Source organism: Mesorhizobium sp. M0145 (assembly GCF_040322355.1).
Taxonomy (GTDB): domain Bacteria; phylum Pseudomonadota; class Alphaproteobacteria; order Rhizobiales; family Rhizobiaceae; genus Mesorhizobium.
Window position 1 is genome coordinate 61,684 of the sequence record NZ_JAMYTK010000006.1, and the last position, 20,603, is coordinate 82,286.

Annotated in this window: 14 protein-coding genes; 7 read left to right on the forward strand and 7 right to left on the reverse strand. The window is 63.4% G+C overall.

Annotated elements, in window-relative coordinates; all coding sequences use genetic code 11:
- Positions 1-96 precede the first annotated feature (96 nt).
- Together NKJ28_RS12215 and NKJ28_RS12220 are read right to left on the reverse strand one after the other, a co-directional pair.
- The gene (locus NKJ28_RS12215; protein WP_352635733.1) at positions 97-1,893 is read right to left on the reverse strand and encodes an acyl-CoA dehydrogenase; all 1,797 of its coding nucleotides are present in this window, start codon (positions 1,891-1,893) and stop codon (positions 97-99) included.
- Positions 1,894-2,130: 237 nt separating this feature from the next.
- Positions 2,131-2,592, reverse strand: a complete 462-nt coding sequence (locus NKJ28_RS12220; protein ID WP_023677331.1) for a MerR family transcriptional regulator — start codon at positions 2,590-2,592, stop codon at positions 2,131-2,133.
- 552 nt (positions 2,593-3,144) lie between these two features.
- Between NKJ28_RS12220 and NKJ28_RS12225 the strand changes: the two genes are divergently transcribed.
- The 4 genes from NKJ28_RS12225 (at position 3,145) to NKJ28_RS12240 (ending at position 10,276) form a co-directional block, all read left to right on the forward strand.
- Positions 3,145-7,005 (forward strand): peptidoglycan-binding protein, encoded by a 3,861-nt coding sequence (locus NKJ28_RS12225; protein WP_352635735.1) that lies wholly within the window; start codon positions 3,145-3,147, stop codon positions 7,003-7,005.
- Between the two features lie 191 nt (positions 7,006-7,196).
- Positions 7,197-8,120 (forward strand): sulfite exporter TauE/SafE family protein, encoded by a 924-nt coding sequence (locus tag NKJ28_RS12230; RefSeq protein WP_023676949.1) that lies wholly within the window; start codon positions 7,197-7,199, stop codon positions 8,118-8,120.
- A complete protein-coding gene (locus NKJ28_RS12235; RefSeq protein ID WP_352576961.1) occupies positions 8,120-8,911 on the forward strand; it encodes a TIGR02186 family protein in 792 nt (263 codons plus the stop codon). Before NKJ28_RS12230 ends, NKJ28_RS12235 begins: the two co-directional genes overlap by 1 nt.
- Before the next feature lie 108 nt (positions 8,912-9,019).
- Positions 9,020-10,276, forward strand: a complete 1,257-nt coding sequence (locus NKJ28_RS12240) for an Hsp70 family protein (protein ID WP_352635737.1) — start codon at positions 9,020-9,022, stop codon at positions 10,274-10,276.
- Between the two features lie 5 nt (positions 10,277-10,281).
- Here NKJ28_RS12240 and NKJ28_RS12245 read toward each other — a convergent pair whose 3' ends face one another.
- Positions 10,282-11,184: a LysR substrate-binding domain-containing protein gene (locus NKJ28_RS12245; protein WP_352576957.1), complete on the reverse strand. Its 903-nt coding sequence runs from the start codon at positions 11,182-11,184 to the stop codon at positions 10,282-10,284.
- A gap of 279 nt (positions 11,185-11,463) precedes the next feature.
- On the opposite strand from NKJ28_RS12245, the gene NKJ28_RS12250 reads away from it, so the two are divergent.
- The 3 genes from NKJ28_RS12250 to NKJ28_RS12260 are packed head-to-tail and all read left to right on the forward strand — an operon-like array spanning position 11,464 to position 16,072.
- Positions 11,464-14,394 carry a molybdopterin oxidoreductase family protein gene (locus NKJ28_RS12250; RefSeq protein WP_352635739.1) on the forward strand — a complete coding sequence of 977 codons (2,931 nt, stop codon included), beginning with the start codon at positions 11,464-11,466 and terminating at the stop codon, positions 14,392-14,394.
- A complete protein-coding gene (locus NKJ28_RS12255; RefSeq protein WP_023676944.1) occupies positions 14,391-15,125 on the forward strand; it encodes a 4Fe-4S dicluster domain-containing protein in 735 nt (244 codons plus the stop codon). Before NKJ28_RS12250 ends, NKJ28_RS12255 begins: the two co-directional genes overlap by 4 nt.
- An 11-nt stretch (positions 15,126-15,136) precedes the next feature.
- Positions 15,137-16,072: a dimethyl sulfoxide reductase anchor subunit family protein gene (locus tag NKJ28_RS12260; RefSeq protein ID WP_023676943.1), complete on the forward strand. Its 936-nt coding sequence runs from the start codon at positions 15,137-15,139 to the stop codon at positions 16,070-16,072.
- A 2-nt stretch (positions 16,073-16,074) separates the two neighbouring features.
- Here the strand turns inward: NKJ28_RS12260 and pdeM are convergent, their stop codons facing one another.
- The 4 genes from pdeM to NKJ28_RS12280 form a co-directional block, all read right to left on the reverse strand.
- On the reverse strand, positions 16,075-16,791 hold the full coding sequence (gene pdeM, locus NKJ28_RS12265) for a ligase-associated DNA damage response endonuclease PdeM (RefSeq protein WP_023676942.1): 717 nt from the start codon (positions 16,789-16,791) through the stop codon (positions 16,075-16,077).
- Positions 16,788-19,310: a ligase-associated DNA damage response DEXH box helicase gene (locus NKJ28_RS12270; protein ID WP_352635742.1), complete on the reverse strand. Its 2,523-nt coding sequence runs from the start codon at positions 19,308-19,310 to the stop codon at positions 16,788-16,790. The genes pdeM and NKJ28_RS12270 overlap by 4 nt, the downstream gene beginning before the upstream one ends.
- A 67-nt stretch (positions 19,311-19,377) precedes the next feature.
- On the reverse strand, positions 19,378-20,289 hold the full coding sequence (locus tag NKJ28_RS12275) for a C40 family peptidase (RefSeq protein ID WP_502896642.1): 912 nt from the start codon (positions 20,287-20,289) through the stop codon (positions 19,378-19,380).
- A complete protein-coding gene (locus NKJ28_RS12280; RefSeq protein ID WP_023676939.1) occupies positions 20,252-20,602 on the reverse strand; it encodes a MarR family winged helix-turn-helix transcriptional regulator in 351 nt (116 codons plus the stop codon). The genes NKJ28_RS12275 and NKJ28_RS12280 overlap by 38 nt, the downstream gene beginning before the upstream one ends.
- Position 20,603: the final 1 nt, after the last annotated feature.

Below are 20,603 nucleotides of genomic sequence, written 5' to 3' on the forward strand. Positions count from 1 at the left end.
AAGGCATGCACCAGAATGGAGGTCGGCGCACTGCACCCAGGACCCCTCCCGGCCCTTCGGGCCACCCTCCCCTCGAGGGGGAGGGGAACGCCGAAGCTAGAACGCTTCCGCCGGCAGTGCCATCAATGTGTCGGCACCGCTGGAGATGCGGGCAAGATGCGCCGACGTCTCCGGCATGATCCGCTCTATGAAGAAGCGCGCCGTCACCAGCTTGTGGTCGTAGAAAGACGAAGCGCCGTCGGCGCCATTCGCCAATTTCGCTGCGGCCACCCTGGCCATCTGCGCCCACATATAGCCCAGCGCCACCAGGCCGAAGAGATGCATGTAGTCGGTCGAGGCGGCACCGGCGTTATCGGGCTTGGCCATGCCGTTCTGCACCAGCCACATCGTCGCCGTCTGCAGATCGTTGAGGCCCTTCTTCAGCGCCTTGGTGAAGGTCGCCATCGTCTCGTCGGTGCGGTTTTCCTCGCAGAACTCTCCGACTTCCTTAAAGAAAGCCTGGACCGCGCGGCCGCCATTCAAGGCCAGCTTGCGGCCGACGAGGTCGAGCGCCTGGATGCCGTTGGCACCCTCATAGATCATGGCGATGCGCGCATCGCGGACGAACTGGCTCATGCCGTGCTCTTCTATATAGCCGTGGCCGCCGAAGACCTGCTGCGCCATTACCGCATGATCGAACCCCTTGTCGGTGAGCACGCCTTTGACCACCGGCGTCATCAGGCCGGTGTAGTCGTCTGCGACCTGGCGATCTTTGTCGTCACCGGAGCGGTGAGCGATGTCGGACTTGATCGCCGTCCACAGCGCCAGCGCGCGGCCGGCCTCGTTGAAAGCCTTCATGGTCATCAGGCTGCGGCGGATGTCCGGATGGACGATGATCGGATCGGCCTTCCTGTCCGGCGCCTTCGGCCCTGACAGCGAGCGGCCCTGCAGACGATCCTTGGCGTAGGAAACCGCATTCTGGTAGGCAACCTCAGATAGCGAAAGTCCCTGCAGGGCGACGCCAAGCCGCGCCTCATTCATCATGGTGAACATTGCTTTCAGCCCGCCATTGGCCTCGCCGAGCAGCGTGCCTTCAGCGTCGTCGTAATTCATGACGCAGGTCGAGTTGCCATGGATACCCATCTTCTCCTCGATCGAGCCACAGGAGACGGTGTTCTTCTCGCCCGGATTGCCTGAGGCATCGAGCTTGAGCTTCGGCACGATGAACAGCGAGATGCCCTTCACGCCATCTGGCGCGCCCTCGATACGGGCCAGCACCAGGTGGACGATATTGTCCGACATGTCATGCTCGCCGGCCGAGATGAAGATCTTCTGACCGGAGATCCTGTAGGTGCCGTCGCCATTTGGGACGGCCTTGGTGCGCAGCAAGCCAAGATCGGTTCCGCAGTGTGGCTCGGTCAGGTTCATGGTGCCGGTCCAGGCACCCTCGACCAGCTTCGGCAACCATGTTGCCTTCTGCTCTTTGGTGCCATGGGTGATGATCGCAGCGATCGCGCCTTGCGTCAGGCCGGCATACATCATCAGCGACATATTGGCCGACACCATGTATTCGGCAACCGCAGTGTGCACCGCGTAGGGCAAGCCTTGCCCGCCAAACTCGACAGGTGCCGCGAGCCCCATCCAGCCGCCTTCGCGATACTGGTCGAAAGCTTCCTTGAAGCCTTTCGGCGTCGTTACCGAACCGTCGTCATGGCGCATGCAGCCTTCCACGTCGCCAACGCGGTTCAGCGGCTGCATCACGTTTTCGGCGAGCTTCGCGCCCTCGGCAAGGATGGCCTCGAGCACATCCGGCGTCGCGTCGGAAAATCCGGGAAGATTGGAATAACGCTGATATCCCAGCACTTCGTTCAGCACGAACAGCGTGTCCCGGACCGGCGCTCTGTAGATCGGCATGCGTTTCCTCCACCATGCGGTCTTGGCCCCGAAATCAGCCCCAGCATATGAGGATGGCAGACGGACCAACGTTGTGGTCGAGATAACAAATATTGACGTTTGCGTAAACGTCAATTCGGCGGTGCGTCAAATTTTCTCCCGCGCGCCAGGACGACAAACGACAAAGCACGGCAAACGACGAAGAACCGCGCAGCGAAAGCCACGCGGCTCTTATTCGTCACAAATCGAAAGCTTAGTTTAGCTCGCTACGCTGGCCTGCGGCGTCGAGCGCTCGATCAGCATTTGCCGGACGGTCGACATCGAAGCACTCAGTTCGCTGATGGCGTCGTCGATCAGCGCCCGCTGCTTCTGCAGACGGGCAAGCTGCTTCTCCGACTTGTCGAGCGCCAGCCGCAATTGCTTGGTGTTGGAGCCGTTCGGATCATAGAGGTCCATCATCTGCTTGACGTCGCGCAGCGAGAACCCGACCTTGCGGCCAAGCAGGATCAGCTTCAGCCGGGCCCTGTCGCGGCGTGTATAGAGACGGGTCGAGCCGTCGCGCTGCGGGTTGAGCAGACCCTTGTCCTCATAGAAACGCAGCGTACGCAGCGTCACTCCGTATTTCTTGGCCATTTCGCCGATGCGGACAAGCTCTTCACCGGCTTCGCTCGACATATCGTTGGTGTTGGCCGCGGCTTGGCCGGGCGAAATAAGTTTCATGGTCACTGGCTTTCCCCGTCTGGTGGCGTCGCGGTCGCGGACCTTGCGTCGCCTGAGTGAAAGCGGGGGCGTGCTTCCACTCGTGGTTTCAACAAACAAATCGCAAACGGCGTAATCCGCTCATTTACGTTTACGTCAATTCTATATCGATAGCCGCCTCACCACGCAAGAGCGTTCTGGTCTTGCAACTTTATGCCGCAGCACCAGCGGACAACCTAAAAGGTCGTTCCCGATTTCGGGAGCGATCATGCGGCTGATCAAAATTCTACAACGTCTTTTGCGCGTCCAAAAAAGACACCCGGCGCCGTCGGCAGCCAGCCGACAAAGTTGCAACTTCTTAAGCTTGGTTAACGCGTTGTTTACCACGTTGGGGCGAAATGTGCGCATGTCGGTTACCCGTGTCTATCCTGTACTGAATTTTTCACGGTTTTTCGGAGCGCGGATGAGACCCGGGAAGCTCGTCTTCCACTGCAACAAGCCAAGCAGTCGCCTTCGTCCCGGCAGGACTTTGGGAACCTGGTGAAAGCCAGCAATTCTGAAACGGGCGCATTGATGAACAGCAAGCGGTCCTACCTCGATACACTCAACGCCGGCAGGCAACGCCGGCCGCACACGACGCTTGAAGAGCTCAACCGCTCCCTGGAAACTCTGGAGCAGCGGCTGGAGCGGACGCGCGAGGAGACGGCAAGCCACCCCGATCCGCGCCGACCAGCGGCAGAACCACGCTATCCCAGCGCCCAACCCTATGGCCAGCAGCGCCGGTATGAGGATCCACGCGCGCAGCGGCCGAAAGGTCCAGCAGCGGCTTTCGACCAGAATTACCAGGCGATCGCCCGCGATATCGACCGGGTGCGCGGCCAGGAGGACAGCGTCGCCCTAGCCGGCAAGATCGCCGGGGAATTGCGCGGCCTGCGCGAAGACTTGCGCCAGCAGATGACCTCCGGCCTGCAACGCGAGTTCGAGGTACTGCGCAAGAATATTGGGCGAGCCTTCCAGTCAAATGGCGGCGGCAAAGGCAGCGCCGAACTCAGCGTCGAATTCGAGCGGCTTTCCGGCGCCATCCAGACACTGGCCGAAAAAAGCGACGACAGAAGCGTCAATATGCTGCGGCTCGAGCTTGAGCAGGTCAAAGCCGCGCTCGATACGCTGGCGCGCGAGGAGAGCGTGCAGGCGGTCGGACGCCGCTGGGACGATTTCGACCGCCGCTGGAACGCTTTCGAGGATCGCGTCGAGGCCGATCAGCGCAAGCGTTCCGATGCACCCGGCCTGTCGGCGCTGACGGAGCGGCTCGAACAGATCAGCAATGCCGTCAGCAATCTGCCGGAATCGCTGTCGCTGCGCTCGCTCGAGGAAAAGGTCCGCACGCTTGCCGGAGCGGTCGACCATTTCGCCCGCCAGCAGGACAATCGCGGCGGCGACACATTCAGTCAGATCGACGAGCGGCTCGACGAGATTTCCCGCGCGATCGTCGCCTCGACGGTTGCCGCGCAAGCCAATTCGTTCGACCCCGAGCCCTTCGAACGCATCGAGAAGCGGATCGATTCACTGGCCCAGCAAATCGAAGAAGTGTCGCAGGATCGTCCGGGTCGGGAGGTCATTGACCGTCTCAACACATTGTCGAGCCGCGTGGATGAACTGGCCGGCCGAGCCAATCTGCCGGAACAGGCGATGGAGCGCCTTGCCAGGCAAGTCGCGCTTATTGCCGACAAGATCGACCACGCACCTGCCATGCCCGACGCCGACTACATCTTCCAGGGGCTCGAGCAGCGCTTCGACGTGCTGTCCAGCATGATGGAACGTCGTCAGGGCGACGCAATCGAACAAGGCAACATGCTGTTTCGCGACCTTGAGCGCCGGTTGGACGAGGTCGCCGACAGGCTGGACCAGCGCATGCCGCAGGTCGATAGCGCCGGCATTATGGATGCCATCGACGCCCGCTTCACCGCACTGGCCAAGCGGATTGAGACGCGCGTTCCAGATCCCGCCAACGAGGCGGCGATCCGTGGCCTGGAGAGCCGGCTCGAAGACATCTCAAGCCGGCTGGATTCGTCCGCGGCGCAGGTCGCCAGCATCGACCCGGCGTTGATCCGCAGCCTTGAAGCGCAGGTCGCCGGCCTGACGGCGCATCTTTCCAAGCCCGGCACGCCGCTGCCGGAATTCGACGACATCAGCCCGCGTCTCAACGAAATCGAGAAGTCGCTGGCCGGAACCCGCGATTCCATCCTCGGCGCGGCGCGCGAGGCGGCTGAGAGCGCCGTCCGCTCACTGGCCGGATCAAGCGCCAACACGGCGGCCGTTACCGGCCTCGCCCAGGACCTGAAGACGCTCGAGGCACTGACGCGCCGTTCGGACGAGCGCAATTCGAGAACGTTCGAGGCTATCCACGATACGCTGCTCAAGATCGTTGACAGGCTTGGTTCATTGGAGACGGGCGAACCGGCAAGCGCGGAGTTGAGCAAGCGTTTCGGCCGGCCATCCAAGATCTCGGTGCAGGACGCACCGTCGATGGACCTCGACCAGCCGCTGCCGTTGACGGGCAGCATGGCCGATCTCGACGGCCGCGCCGCGGCGCTCGTGCGCGACGAGCCAGGTCCGCGTACGCCAGCCGAGGCCGCCGCCGCAGCAGCCCTGGCGGCTCTCGGTTCAGACACGACGCGTGAAAAAACCGAGCAAGGCGGCGGCAGGAAATCGATGTTAGGCGGGCTGGCGCGCGCCTTGAAGGGCAAGAAGGACGCCGAGATGCCGCCGCTTGCAGGCTCGGCGCAGAGCGCCGAGATACCGAGCGTCGATCTCGACGAGCCCCTCGACCCCAAGCTCGCCAACCGGCCACTGGAACCCGGCTCCGGCGCACCCGACCTCAGCGCCATCATGAAGCGCGTGCGCGACGAGCGCGGGCAGCCGACCCGGGAAGGCGGCGCTGAGGCGGCGAAATCGGACTTCATCGCGGCAGCCAGACGGGCTGCGCAAGCGGCGGCCGCCGAGGCGGACGCCCTCAAGCGCCAGTCGACGATGAAAGGCCCGGTCAAGGCACTCAGGATCGGCGACCTGCTCAAGGCGCGACGCAAGCCGATCCTGATGGGGGCAATCGCCATCATGCTGGCGCTTGCCGGCCTGCAACTGGGCAAAGCCTTCTTCTCCGACCCGGTCGAAGTCACCAACAATGAGGCGGCACCGGCCGTGGCCGTACAGCCGGTGGAAACCGCTTTGGCCAGCATTGCCAGCGAGCCGAAGGCGGACGCGCAGACGACAACACAGGAGAGCGCGCCGTCGCCCACGGTCAGGCAGGCAGAGCCATCCGCATCGATGACCAAGGACGACACGGCGGCGCAAACCGGCCCCGCTACACCGGCAGCCGAGACATCGACGGCGCCCTCGGCTTCTGCGGCGCCCGCTGACCTGGCGGCGCAAGACACCGCGGCCGCGGTGCCCGCGCCGGCAGCGGCGACGGCCAGCGACGCCGAGCCAATGGCTGCCGCGCCTGCTATAGCCACCGCTGCGACGCAGGACACGACCGGCACGGTGCCGCCGGCGGATGCTGCCGCGGCAGGCGTTGCCAAGATCGACGTTCCGGCCGATGCCGGTCCGGCCGCCCTGCGCGATGCAGCGGCCGGCGGCGACGCCAAGGCGCTGTTCGAGATCGGCTCGCGCTACGCCGAGTCTCGCGGCGTCAAAGAAGACATGGCGGCGGCGGCCAAATGGTATGAGAAAGCTGCCGAACTCGGTTTCGCACCGGCAGAATACCGCATCGGCAATTTCTACGAGAAGGGCATCGGCGTCGCACGCGACATCAAGAAAGCGAAAACCTGGTACCAGCTTGCCGCAGCGCAGGGCAATGCCAGCGCGATGCACAATCTTGCCGTGCTGTTTGCGATGGCGGCGGATGGCGTGACCGACAATGAATCGGCAGCGCGCTGGTTCCAGGCGGCGGCGGATCTCGGTGTCAAGGATAGCCAGTTCAATCTCGGCATCCTCGCGGCGAAGGGCGTCGGCATGAAGCAGAACCTCGAGGAGAGCTACAAATGGTTCGCACTCGTCGCCAAGACCGGCGACAAGGATGCGGCGGCCAAGCGCGACGAGATCGCCAAGGCGCTGAGGCCCGAGCAGCTGGAGCGTGCGCGGGCCGCGGCTGAACTGTGGAAGACCAAGCCGCTCGATCCAGCCGCCAATTCGGCCGACGTTCCTGAATCGTGGCAGGACGGCACACCGCAGACCACCGCCGGCATCGACATGAAGAAAGCGGTCCAGAACATCCAGCGCATTCTCAACAAGAACGGCTACGAGGCCGGCAATCCCGACGGCATGATGGGCCAGAAAACCAAGAACGCGATCATGGCCTTCCAGGCCGACAACGATATGAAGGCAACCGGCGCGATCGACGAAAAGCTGGTCAAGGCGCTGCTTGCGCGTAAATAACGGCGGATGCGTCGTTTCCGCGACGCCCTTGCCACAGATTTGCCTGTTAACTGATTGAGTTGTTTTTTGTTTCGGCGGTGCGGCGAAGTTTGACTTCACGGCCCGGCCGGCGCAAGAACGAGATAGCCTTCTGACGCAAAATGCCCGCAACGGTTGCATTCGCCAGGAGGCAAACTGATCGAGACTGACGGGTGGGCATCTATCTCCCGATCGCGGAAATTTCCGTCAACATCTTCGTGCTGCTGGCCATGGGTGCGGCGGTGGGTTTCCTGTCGGGCATGTTCGGCGTGGGCGGCGGCTTTCTCATTACGCCGCTGCTGATCTTCTACAACATACCGCCGGCAATTGCGGTCGCCACCGGCGCCAACCAGGTCATCGCTTCCTCCTTCTCCGGCGCCCTGTCGCACATGAAGCGCGGCACGCTCGACTTCAAGCTCGGCGGCGTGCTTTTAGCCGGCGGCATCGTCGGCTCGACCGGTGGCATCTATGTCTTTGCGCTCCTGCGCCGGCTCGGCCAGCTCGACCTGTTCATCTCGCTGCTCTACGTCGTGCTGCTCGGCACCGTCGGCGGACTGATGCTGGTCGAGAGCGTCAATGCGCTGCGCGCCACTCGCAGCGGCGCCGCACCGGTGTTGAAGAAATCCGGCCAGCATAATTGGATCCACCGCCTGCCGCTGAAGATGCGGTTCAGGGCCTCGAAGCTCTTCGTCAGCGTCATTCCGGTGCTTGGGCTGGGCGCGGCGATTGGCTTCCTGTCCTCGATCATGGGCGTCGGCGGCGGCTTCATCATGGTGCCGGCCCTGATCTACCTTTTGAAAGTGCCGACCAACGTCGTCATAGGCACCTCGCTGTTCCAGATCATCTTCACCTCGGCTTACACCACGCTGGTCCACGCCACCACCAACCAGACGGTCGACGTCATGCTCGCCTTCCTGTTGATGGCAGGCGGCGTCGCCGGCGCGCAATATGGCGCCAAGGCTGGTCAGAGGCTGCGGGGCGAGCAACTCAGGGCGCTGCTGGCGCTGCTCGTGCTGGCGGTAGCCATCCGGCTTGCCATCGATCTTTTCGTCACGCCGCCCAATCTCTATTCTCTGTCCGGCGTGGGCCTGAGCTGATGGCCGGCCTAAGGACGCTCGCGGCCGCCGCCTTGCTGTCGCTGCTGGCTGCTGCGCCACCGGCGAAGGCGCAGGTGCCACTAACCGAAAACATCCAGATCGGCCTTTCCACCGACAATGTCTCGATTACCGCCGGCTTTTCCGGCGCCGACCTGACCATTTTCGGCTCACTGGAAAATGCCGATCCGCTTGTCGCACGGCAAGGGCGCTACGACGTGATCGTCGTGCTGGAAGGCCCGGCTCGGCCGGTCGTCGTGCGCCGCAAGGACCGGGTGCTCGGCGTCTGGGTCAATCTGGAGTCGGAGACCTTCAAAAACGTACCTGTCTCCTATTCGGTGGCGACGACGCGGCCGCTGCAGGACGTCACCGATCCGAACAGCTACAAGCAGCTGTCGCTTGGCGCCTCCAACCTCTATTTGCAGCCGGCCGACGCGGAGGACAGCCCGGCGACAATCGAGGAGTTCACCGCCGCGCTGCGCGAACGCAAGGCGGCGACCGGCCTCTACAGCGAGAATGTCGGCGGTGTGCAGTTCCTGTCGCAGAACCTGTTCCGCGCCACCGTCAGGCTCGCCCCAAACGTTCCGGTCGGCACCCATAAGGCCCGCGCCTTCCTGTTCAAGAGCGGCCTGTTCATCAAGGAAAGCTCCGCCCAGCTCGAAATCCGCAAGTCCGGTTTCGAACAGTCGATCTTCCGCGTCGCGCACGACTATTCCTTCCTCTACGGTGTCTTTGCCGTATCGCTGGCCATGCTGACCGGCTGGCTCGGAAGACTGGTGTTCAGGAAAGACTGAACTCTCGTAAAAGTGGTTTCCCTTTCCGAGGGTATGGGTTAGACCGCGACCCCCGGCCCGGCCGGACACGAGCTGCTGCTCCCCAAATCAGAAATACAGGAACGCACGATGCGACCAGCATTCGCCGGGATCGACTTCGGCACTTCGAATTCCACCGTAAGCGTGGTCAGGAACGGGCAGCCGCGGCTGGTGGCGTTGGAAGACGGCCAGGTCACGCTGCCCAGTGCGGTATTCTTCAATTTCGAGGACAACCGCACCTATTTCGGGCGACGCGCCCTTGCCAACTATACGGACAGTATCGAAGGCCGCCTGATGCGCTCGTTGAAGAGTGTGCTCGGCAGCTCGCTCGCCCACGAAAAGACGCGCATCAAGGCGCGCTCGATCGGCTTCATGGAGATTGTCGGCCTGTTCGTCGGCCATCTGAAAAAGAAGCTGGAAGAAGAAGCCCATGACGCGGTCGACAGCGTCGTGCTGGGACGGCCCGTGCAGTTCGTCGACGACGATGCCGAGGCCGACGCCAAGGCCGAGCACGAACTCGAAAATGCCGCTCGTGCCCACGGCTTCAAGCACATCGCCTTCCAGTTCGAACCGATTGCCGCGGCACTCGACTACGAACAAAAGGTGACGCGCGAGGAACTGGCGCTGATCGTCGACATGGGCGGCGGCACGTCCGACTTCTCAATCGTGCGGGTTTCGCCCGAGCGCGCCCGCTCGCTTGACCGCAAGGACGACATCCTGGCCAGCCGCGGCATCCACATCGGCGGTACCGACTTCGACCGGCTGTTGAGCATCGCCCATGTGATGCCGCAGCTCGGCCATCTCTCACCGACCACGGATGGCAAGCGTAATCTGCCGGCGAGCTACTTCATCGACCTGGCGACGTGGCAGCGCATCAACCTGGTCTATACCGCAAGGGCGATGACGCATCTGCGCCAGATCCGCTATGAGGCGGAGCGCGCAGACCTGGTCGACCGCTTCATCCACATTGTCGAGCATCGTTACGGCCACGCGCTGGCGGCGCTGGTCGAAAAGGCCAAGATCGAGCTGACGGAACGATCGTCGGCCGATGTCGAGGTCGCGCTGCCGGAGGTGAGGTTCACGGCAGAAATCACGCGCAAGGGTCTCGAAGCCACCATAGCCAGGGACATTGAGCGTGTTGCGGCTACGGTCGAGCAGACCATCCGCGACGCACAGGTGAAGGCCTCGGATATCACCGCGGTGTTCTTGACCGGCGGATCGACCGCGATCCCGCTGGCCAGGCAGCAGATCCTGGCGCTGGTGCCGCAGGCGTCGGTAATCGAAGGCGATGTGTTCGGCTCGGTCGGGCTTGGGCTGGCGCTCGATGCGCAGCGGAAGTTCGGCTGATCGGCTTAAAGCGGCGCGGATCTGTCAGCTTTGCCGCCAAGATGCGCCTTGAGCGCCATCTGGGCCAGGCTTGGCTGCCGGTCGCGATGCGTGATCATGGCAAATTCGCGCTTCGGCAGATCGACCGGCACAGAACGCAGGCTGCCTTCGGCGACCGCGCGCGCGACGACGAGTTCCGAGATGATGCTGGCGCCGGCGCCGGCCTCGACCGCCTGGCGAATAGCCTCATTGCTCGGCAATACCAGGAATATCTGCAGGTCCGCGAACGAAATCCCGTCGCGTCGGGCAAGGTCCTCCAGCGCCTCGCGCGTGCCCGACCCGCCTTCGCGAATGATCCAGCGAAGCCCACCAAGGTCGGGATGTCCAGGCGAAACTTCCGCGATCTCAGGGTGCGAGCGCGCCACGACCAGCATCATGCGATCGATATCGACCTTGGCACGCCGCAAAATGTCGGATTCGGTGCGCCCCTCGACCAGGCCAAAATCGGCTGCGCCATCAAGTACATAGGTCTCGACCTGCCTGGTGTTGCCAATGCTCACGCTCAGCCTGACGGCAGGATAGGCTTCGTGGAAAGAGGCGAGCCGGCGCGGCAGCCAATAGCTGGCGATGGTCTGGCTGGCAGCGATCGAGAGACTGCCTGATATTGTTTGCGAGACATTCTCCAGCACATTGTGGGCGGCCGCAGCCCGCTCGAGGACCGCCTTGGCCTCGGGCAAGAATCGGCGTCCGGTTTCGGCAAGCTCGATGCTGCGGCCGACGCGGTTGAACAACTGGACGCCATGCTGCTGTTCGAGCGAGCGGATCGCGGCGGATGCGGCCGACTGTGAGATGCCCAGCAACTCGGCCGCTTTGGTCATGTGCGCCCGTTCGGCGACGGCGACGAAGATCCGCAACTGGTCCAGGGTCATTCCGACACTAAGAAGCAAATCCGATTGGAATTACAAGAGCAAGTTGTTAGACGGATCGGTTGCTTTGTTCTAAATTTTGGCCCGAAATTGGAAAAAAGTCGCGCCAGAGCAGTCGAGGGTAGAATTGGTGGGGCGGTTCAAATCGGTGTTTGCGCACTGGACCCGCAGCCTGCGGCGGCGGCTCTTGGGTGAACGCTATCGGCCGGAAGAGCATTACATGCGCGGCCCCGGCCCGAAGACGAGAGCCAAGTTCGCGGAGCGCAAGAGCATCACCGGATCATGACCAACAACCTGCTGCGCGGAGCCAATTCGGCACCATCACAACGGCCGCTTGCCGATACGCGCGCCCCCGCTGAAGGCGACGGCGTCGATACTTCGCCTGATGTCTCCGACAGCATCGCCAAGACCACCTGCTATATGTGCGCCTGCCGCTGCGGCATCGACGTCCATATCAAGGACGGCAAGGTCCGCTACATCAACGGCAACAAGGATCACCCGGTCAACCGCGGTGTGCTGTGCGGCAAGGGCAGCGCCGGCATCATGCAGCATTACAGCCCGGCCCGGCTGAAGAAGCCGCTACTGCGCACCGGCCCGCGCGGCTCGGGTGAGTTCCGCGAAATCGAGTGGGAGGAAGCCTTGTCGATCGCGACAGAACGGCTTTCGAACATCCGCCGAACCGATCCGAAGAAACTTGCCTTCTTCACCGGGCGCGACCAGTCGCAATCGCTGACCGGCTGGTGGGCGAGCCAGTTCGGCACGCCGAACTTCGCGGCCCATGGCGGTTTCTGCTCGGTGAACATGGCAGCCGGCGGCCTCTACACGATTGGCGGTTCGTTCTGGGAGTTCGGCGAGCCCGACTGGGACAACACCAAGTATTTCATGCTGTTCGGGGTTGCCGAAGACCATGATTCCAATCCGATCAAGATCGGCCTCGGCAAGCTCAAAGCGCGCGGCGCCAAGGTGGTTTCAATCAATCCCTGCCGCACCGGCTATAATGCAATTGCCGACGACTGGATCGGCATCCGGCCCGGCACCGACGGCCTGTTCGTATTCGCCCTCATCCATGAATTGCTGAAGGCTGGCCGCATCGATCTCGAGTACCTCTTGCGCTACACCAATGCCCACATCCTGGTCGTTCAGGAGCCTGGAGCTGTCGATGACGGGCTGTTCATGCGCAATGGCGACGGCAATCCGCAGGCTTGGGACAGGGTGGCGAAGACGCCTGTCGACGCCGGCGATGCCGACGCGAAGCCCGCATTGACCGGCAGCTTTCTCGTCGACGGCCGCCGCTGCGTGCCGGTCTTCCAACTCGTCGCCGACCGTTATCTGGACGAGAGCTATTCACCGGACGCCGTCGCTGACCGGTGCGGCATCTCCGCCGACACCATCCGACGCATTGCCGCAGAACTCGCCCATGTCGCCTTCGAACAGCAAATCGAACTGCCGGTGGCCTGGACGGACTGGGCTGGCCGCCGGCACGAGACCATCAAGGGTCGGCCGGTGTCGATGCATGCGATGCGCGGCATCTCGGCCCATTCGAACGGTTTTCACTCTTGCCGGGCCATTCATCTGCTTCAGGTGCTTCTCGGCACGGTGGACGTGCCGGGCGGCTTCCGCTTCAAGCCGCCTTATCCGCGGTCCGCGCCGCCGGGTCCCAAGCCAGCCGGCAAGAATGTGAAGCCGATGACGCCGCTCGAGGGCATGCCGCTCGGCTTCGTCAGCGGACCGGGGGACCTGCTGATCGATGAAGCCGGCAAGCCCATTCGTATCGACAAGGCCTACTCCTGGGATGCGCCGCTGGCCGCACACGGGCTCATGCACACGGTTATCCGCAACGCCTGGGCCGGCGATCCCTACACGATCGACACTCTGTTCATGTACATGTCCAACATGGCTTGGAACTCGTCGATGAACACCGTCGATACGATGGCAATGCTGACCGATATCGATGAGTCAGGTGAGTACAAGATCCCGTTCATCATCTATTCCGACGCTTATTATTCCGAGACCGTGCCTTTTGCCGATCTGGTGTTGCCGGACACCACCTATCTCGAGCGGCATGACTGTATCAGTCTGCTCGACCGCCCGATCAGCCACGCCGACGGGCCGGGCGACGCTATCCGCCATCCCGTTGTCGAGCCGGATCGCGACGTCAGGCCGTTCCAGACGGTGCTGATCGAACTCGGCGCGCGGCTAAGCCTGCCCGGCTTCGTCGATGACGATGGTTCCGCCAAATACCGCGATTATGCCGACTACATCGTCAATCACGAGCGCACGCCAGATGTCGGTCCGCTCGCCGGCTGGCGCGGCAAGGACGGGGCCTCGGTCGGCAAGGGCGAGGTCAATCCCGACCAGTTGCAGCGCTACATCGACAATGGCGGCTTCTGGCACCAGGACTTCGCCGCCGATCAGCGCTACTACAAGATGGCCAACCGCTCGTATCTCGAATTCGCTGAGAGCATGGGCTTCATGCCGAAGGCCGAGCCGATCGTCTTCCAACTCTATTCGGAGCCGATGCAGCGCTTTCGCCTTGCGGCGCGCGGCCATGGCGGGGTGCTGCCGCCGGAGGCGGAGCGCGGCCGTATCGAGACCTATATGGATCCGCTGCCGTTCTGGTACGCGCCCTTCGAAGAGGCTGCCGTCGATAGCCAAGCCTATCCGCTCCACGCGCTGACGCAGCGGCCGATGCACATGTACCATTCCTGGGGCGGGCAGAATGCGTGGCTAAGGCAGATCACCAGCCAGAACCGGCTGTTCGTGCACAATCGGACCGCCGCCAGCCTCGGGCTTGTCGATGATGACTGGGTGTGGATCGAGAGCATCAACGGCAAGGTCAAAGGACAGATCAAGCTGGTCGACGGCGTCAACGCCAATACGGTGTGGACCTGGAATGCGATCGGCAAGCGTCGCGGCAGCTGGGGGCTGAAGGATGAGGCGGCCGAATCCAATCGCGGCTTTCTACTCAACCACATCATCGGCGACCAGACCTCTGCCGATGCGAATGGCAAACATTATTCGAATTCCGATCCTGTCACCGGCCAGGCGGCATGGTTCGACCTGCGCGTGCGCATCGTCAAATGCGCAGACGAGGAAGCAGGCTTCACCGAACCGCAGTTCGAGCGGTTCCGACAGCCGCCGCATTTTGAACCCCCGCCCGATAAGCTTAGTTTCGGCGCCGAATTCCGTCGGGAAAGAGAAGCTGCCAAATGACTTGCCTTCCCACCCACACCGACAAGAAGCTCGGCCTTGTCATCGATCTCGACACCTGCGTCGGCTGCCAGGCCTGCGTTACCGCCTGCAAGGAATGGAACACCGGCGGCCACATGGCGCCGCTGACCGACATCGACCCCTATGGCGGCAATGTCGACGGCGTCTGGTTCAACCGCGTGCACAGTTATGAGCACATGACCGAGATGGGTGGGCGCACGGTCAATTTCCCACGCTCCTGCCTGCACTGCGAGACGCCGGCGTGCGTCACGGTCTGCCCGACCGGCGCCTCCTACAAGCGGGCGTCGGATGGCATCGTGCTGGTCGACGAGGACAAATGCATCGGCTGCAAACTGTGCAGCTGGGCCTGTCCCTACGGAGCGCGCGAATTCGACACCAATGTCGGCGTGATGAAGAAATGCACGTTGTGCGTCGACCGCATCTACAACGACAATCTGGCGGAAGAAGATCGCGTGCCCGCCTGCGTCGCTGCTTGCCCGACCAGCGCGCGGCATTTTGGTGATCTGGGCGATCCGGCATCCGCTATCTCGCAACTGGTGGCCGAGCGCGGCGGTGTCGATCTGATGCCGGAAATGGGCTATAAGCCGACCAACAAATATCTGCCGCCACGTGCCCACACCACCCGCGCCGCATCGGTGCCGGCGCCAGCGCTTGAAGCGGTGCAGGCTGAAGGCGGCTTCCTCGGCTGGGTCGACCGCATGCTTTCGAACTGACCCGTGCCTTCATGCATCCAGCCTTCTCCGTCGTCTTTTTCACCACGGCCACGGGCGCCGGTTACGGCCTGCTCGCGCTGCTTGGCGTGCTCGCCGGACAGGGCTTTATCCCGCCCGATTTCTGGCTTGGCCTCACCGGCATGGGGCTGGCGCTTGGCCTGATCTCGACAGGCCTGCTGTCGTCGGCCGGCCATCTCGGCCGGCCCGAACGCGCCTGGCGTGCCTTCTCGCAATGGCGTAGCTCATGGCTGTCGCGCGAAGGTGTTGCCTCGGTCGCCACCTTCGTGCCGGCGGGGTTGTTCGGTATTGGCTGGGTGGTCCTCGGCCGTACGAGCGGCTGGGCGGCTGTCGCCGGGCTGCTCGCTGCCATCGGCGCGGTCGCAACCGTCTGCACCACCGGCATGATCTACGCGTCGTTGAAGCCGATTGCCCAGTGGCACAGCCGCTTCACCCTGCCCGCCTACCTGGTCTTTTCGGCGATGACCGGCAGCGTACTGCTCAACGCCCTGCTGCAGGGATTTGCCGCAGGCTCGAATATGCTTCTGGCGGCTGCCCTGTTGCTGACCGCGCTCGGCTGGGGTTTGAAGCTGGCGACCTGGCGATACAATGACAGGCTGGAGATCCCGACCAATGCCAACACCGCAACCGGGCTTTCCGGCGGCACGGTGCGGTCGCTGGAATGGCCGCATACCGAGGAAAACTATCTGCTCAAGGAGATGGGCTTTCGCATTGCGCGCAAGCACAGCGCTAAACTCCGCCAGATCACGCAGGTGCTGGCCTTTGCTTTGCCCGCGTTGCTGCTGGTCGCGGCGTTCGCCTTGCCGTGGCCCTATGCGGCAGCACTGTCGATACTCGCCGCAATCGCCCAACTCGCCGGAATGCTGGTCGAGCGCTGGCTGTTCTTCGCCGAGGCCAAGCACACGGTCACTTTGTACTACGGCAGGTAGGTTCAGCCCGGCCTGAGCATCGCGTGGGAAATCGCGAAAATGCGCTCTGTGCCAAGCATATAGGCCATCAGCGTTTCGCGGCGGAACAGCCCGGCATAGGCGCGATCGAGCACGTTGAGCGAGCCGGTATAGGCGCCGAAAGCCGGCATGATCATGCGGCCGCCATCGCCGGCAAAGCAACGACGCCGCACCGAACGGCCTTGCTGCACGATGCGGGCGCAAGGATGCAGGTGGCCTGATATCTCGCCTTCCACTCTCACCGCCGAAGGCTCGTGCCGGAAGAGTAGCGAGCCTATGGCCAGCTCGCGCACGGTCTCGCCTGGCAAGTCGGCCGGCGCTTCTGGATCATGATTGCCGGCGACCCAGAACCAGTCGCGCCCGACCATCAGCCCTTCCAGCCTTTGGCGAAAGCTCGCGTGCATACGTGCGGCGCCGCCGCCATCGTGAAAACTGTCGCCCAGGCTGATAACGATCGCAGGCTGATAATCGGCGATCACCGCCTGTAGCCGGAGCAACGTCGCACCGGTGTCGTAAGGTGGGACCAGCGTGCCGCGCCTGGCCAGTGATGAGCCTTTTTCCAGATGCAGGTCGGATACGGTCAGAAGCCGGAATTCGGGAAAATAGAGCACGCCGCGACGGTCGCAGATCGCGCGTTCGCCGGCGATACGGACAGCGCCCGCATCCGCCAGAGGCGCAGCCATGGCCAGCGCGACAGTCATTTCGTCCCCATGGCCTCCTCGACCAGCGTGGCTGCATCCATCAGCAGCGTGTCATCGGCCTCGCCGTGCACCGGCATTTTGCCGATCTCGAGCATGATCGGCACGGCGAGCGGCGATATCTGCTCGAGGTTCTTATGCATGATTCGACCTTGGACGCGCGAGAGCATCTCGGCAAGTCTGCTGACATCCAAGAGACCGGTCGCGGCATCGGCACGCGTCGCCTGCAAAAGGATATGGTCGGGCTCGTGGCTGCGCAGCACGTCGTAGATGAGATCCGTCGACACGGTTACCTGGCGGCCGCTCTTCTCCTGCCCCGGGTGGCGTTTCTCGATCAATCCCGAGATCAGCGCGCAATTGCGAAAGGTGCGCTTCAACAACCAACTGCCGGCGAGCCAGGCTTCGAGGTCGTCGCCCAGCATGTCCTGATCGAATAGCGCAGCCAGCGACGGTTTCTTCGCCCTGAACATATGGCCCATATCGGCCAGCGACCATATGGCAAGCGCATAGTCGGTGGCGACGAAGCCGAGCGGCTTGGCTCCCCCCCTGTCGAGGCGGCGGGTGAGCAGCATGCCGAGCGTCTGGTGCGCCAGCCTGCCCTCGAACGGATAGGCCACCAGATAGTGGCGGTTGCCGCGCGAAAAGGTCTCGATCAGCAGATCGTCGCGTTTCGGCAGCACCGACTTGTCGGCCTGGAAGCGTAGCCAGTCGGCGACCTGCTCCGGCAGCTTCTTCCAGCGCTGCGGATCGTCCAGCATGGCGCGGACCTGTTCGGCCAGGTACGTCGAAAGCGGGAATTTGCCACCACCGTAATACGGCACCTTGGCGTCGCTGCCGGGTGCATTCGAGACAAAGCACTCATTCTCGCGGATACCTTCGAAGCGCAGCACCTTGCCGGCGAACATGAAGGTGTCGCCATGCGTCAGCGTTTCGAGGAACGCCTCCTCGATCTTGCCCAGAACCCGGCCGCCACGCGAAGCCGCGCCTCTGCTGCCGGCCTGGACGTAGCGGACGTTGAGCGCCGGCACTTCGATGATGGTGCCGACGTTGAGCCGGTATTGCTGGGCGACGCGAGGATTTGAGACCCGCCACAGTCCGTCCTTGTTCAACCGGATGCGGGCATAGCGCTCGTAGTTCTTTAGCGCATAGCCGCCAGTGGCGACGAAATCGATGACGCGATCGAATGTCGGGCGATCGAGATCGGCATAGGGTGCTGCCGTCCGCACCTCCTCGAACAGCGCATCGGCATGGAACGGCGCACCGCAGGCACAGCCCAGCACGTGCTGCGCCAGGACGTCGAGCCCGCCATCGACCAGCGGCGGCGTATCCTGGGCACCGAGATAATTGGCGTCGAGCGCCGCCCTGCATTCCAGCACCTCGAAGCGGTTGGCCGGTATCAGGATCGCCTTGGACGGCTCGTCCATACGGTGGTTGGCACGGCCGATGCGCTGCGCCAGCCGGCTGGCACCTTTCGGCGCGCCGACATGGACGACCAGGTCGACATCGCCCCAGTCGATGCCGAGGTCGAGCGTCGACGTGGCGACGATGGCGCGCAGGGCGTTCTCGCCCATTGCCTTTTCGACACGCCGGCGCTGCGCGACGTCGAGCGAGCCGTGATGCAGCGCGATCGGCAAGGTCTCCTCGTTGACCCGCCACAACTCCTGGAACAGCAACTCCGCCTGGCTGCGCGTGTTGACGAACAGCAGGGTTGTCTTGTGGCGCTTGATCTCGTTGTAGATTTCCGGCGTTGCGTAGCGGGCCGAATGTCCCGCCCACGGCACGCGCTCCTCCGAATCGAGAATGGAGATGTCGGGCTTGGCGCCGCCAGTGACGACGATCAGTTCGGCCATCGGCCCCGGTGGATTCTGGCTGACCAGCCAGCGCCGCAATTCGTCAGGCTCGGCGACCGTCGCCGACAGGCCTATCGTCTGCAGGGCGGGCATAAACGAGCGCAGCCGGGCCAGCCCGAGCGACAGGAGATGCCCGCGCTTCGAGGTCACCAGCGAATGCAATTCGTCGAGCACGACATAGCGCAGGTCCTCGAAGAAGCGCCTGGCATCGGGCGCGGCAATCAGCAGCGCCAATTGCTCGGGCGTGGTCAGGAGAATGTCGGGCGGCGCCAGCTTCTGCCGCTGGCGCTTGTGTGCGGGCGTGTCGCCGGTGCGCGTCTCGACGGTGACCGGCAGCCCGATTTCTTCGACGGGTTTGCCGAGATTGCGCTCGATGTCGACGGCCAGCGCCTTCAGCGGCGAGATGTAGAGTGTGTGGATGCCTCGATGCGCCTGCCCCGGCCTTCTCCTCGGTCGGCCGGCCAGTTCGGTCAGCGATGGCAAGAACCCGGCCAGCGTCTTGCCGGCGCCGGTCGGGGCGATCAGCAATACCGACTGCCCACCCTGGGCTTTGGCCAGCAAATCGATCTGGTGGGCGCGCGGCGACCAGCCCTTTTCCGCAAACCATTTGACGAATGGCTGGGGCAGGACGACGGCGGCATTCTGTTGGGCAAGGCGCGGCTGCTCTGTCACGCGCCAGAGGTAGCGCGGCGACGCGCAATCGCCAAGCAGAATCAGAACAAAAGGTGATCGATTCGCGTTACGGCCGGCGAAACCCGGTCGGTCCGCCATAGAGATAGCCGATACGGGCGACCGCCTCCCCCAGTCCTTCACGCGACACCAGCATGGTGTGGCCGTTGGCGTGGATCATGGTCTCCGGATCCGTCATGATCGCGACGTGGCCTTTCCAGAAGACCAGGTCGCCGCGCCGCAACCCGGCAAAATCCGGCCCGGGTTCGAGCGGCTCGCCGACGGTCGCCGCCTGCATGTCGGTGTCGCGCAGCACTTGCCTGCCAGCCATGTGCATTGCAAGTTGCACGAGACCGGAACAATCGATGCCGAAGCCGGAAACGCCGCCCCACAGATAGGGCGTGCCGAGAAACGCCTCGGCGACCGCGACGTAGTCGGGGGCAACCTCGGCGACAGGCCTGAGATGGTCAGATATGACCGCCTCGCCGGATGGCAGCAGAGCATAGTACGTGCGGCGTGTTTCAGCCGCGCCTTTCACTGTTACCGCCGATCCCATCGAGAGTTGCCCGCTGATCGGGAACCGCAAATCCGGTCCCGGATAGAGGAAAGTGCGCGGCACCGAGACAACATGCGTGGGCGCATGGTCCCGACCGCCCAGCACAGTGTCGGCGACATAGCCGACATAGCCGTCGCGCTCGGCCTGTATCCAGGCCCAGCCCTCAACGTCCTCGAAGACGAGGACGTCTTCGCCGAACAGAAGCTGGGTATCGACGCCGGCATCCGGGCGCGGAGCCTTGCGGACATCGGCCACGGAGGCTGATATGCGAGCCGGCCGGCCGGCGACGAAACGGTCGGCGGAAACCTCGCCTTTCAGCCTGGCGTCGGCGAGATCGGAGCGGAAGGCATGGAGGCGGGCATCGCTGGCGGTCAAATCGGCAACTCGTTCAAATGGGCAACTCTTGGGCTCTGGCAATGATAACATCGCCAAAGCGCTCGACAAAGAGCGCGCCTTCGACTGTACGCCTGACCAGCACGTTGCGCTTGTCGAGCTCGTCGCGATGGCGCGACACCAGTTTCAGCGCCCCCATCGTATCGAGCGCACGGGTGATCACCGGCTTGGTGACGTTGAGGCGGGCGGCTAACCCCCGCACCGTGTGTGGCGGCGGATCGAGATAGATGGTGAACAGGATCGCCGTCTGGCGCATGGTGAGATCGGGCGCGTCGTCGCGCACCTCCGACAGCACCACCTGTTGCCATAGTCGCAACGCTTGGCTTGGACGCATGATAATCGACATC

Excerpts from the sequence above, each read along its gene's own strand:
- NKJ28_RS12215 (WP_352635733.1), bottom strand. The coding sequence starts at position 1,893 with ATGCCGATCTACAGAGCGCCGGTCCGGGACACGCTGTTCGTGCTGAAC.
- NKJ28_RS12220 (WP_023677331.1), bottom strand. The coding sequence starts at position 2,592 with ATGAAACTTATTTCGCCCGGCCAAGCCGCGGCCAACACCAACGATATG.
- NKJ28_RS12225 (WP_352635735.1), top strand. The coding sequence starts at position 3,145 with ATGAACAGCAAGCGGTCCTACCTCGATACACTCAACGCCGGCAGGCAA.
- NKJ28_RS12235 (WP_352576961.1), top strand. The coding sequence starts at position 8,120 with ATGGCCGGCCTAAGGACGCTCGCGGCCGCCGCCTTGCTGTCGCTGCTG.
- NKJ28_RS12240 (WP_352635737.1), top strand. The coding sequence starts at position 9,020 with ATGCGACCAGCATTCGCCGGGATCGACTTCGGCACTTCGAATTCCACC.
- NKJ28_RS12245 (WP_352576957.1), bottom strand. The coding sequence starts at position 11,184 with ATGACCCTGGACCAGTTGCGGATCTTCGTCGCCGTCGCCGAACGGGCG.
- NKJ28_RS12250 (WP_352635739.1), top strand. The coding sequence starts at position 11,464 with ATGACCAACAACCTGCTGCGCGGAGCCAATTCGGCACCATCACAACGG.
- NKJ28_RS12255 (WP_023676944.1), top strand. The coding sequence starts at position 14,391 with ATGACTTGCCTTCCCACCCACACCGACAAGAAGCTCGGCCTTGTCATC.
- NKJ28_RS12260 (WP_023676943.1), top strand. The coding sequence starts at position 15,137 with ATGCATCCAGCCTTCTCCGTCGTCTTTTTCACCACGGCCACGGGCGCC.
- pdeM (WP_023676942.1), bottom strand. The coding sequence starts at position 16,791 with ATGACTGTCGCGCTGGCCATGGCTGCGCCTCTGGCGGATGCGGGCGCT.
- NKJ28_RS12275 (WP_502896642.1), bottom strand. The coding sequence starts at position 20,289 with ATGTTATCATTGCCAGAGCCCAAGAGTTGCCCATTTGAACGAGTTGCC.
- NKJ28_RS12280 (WP_023676939.1), bottom strand. The coding sequence starts at position 20,602 with ATGTCGATTATCATGCGTCCAAGCCAAGCGTTGCGACTATGGCAACAG.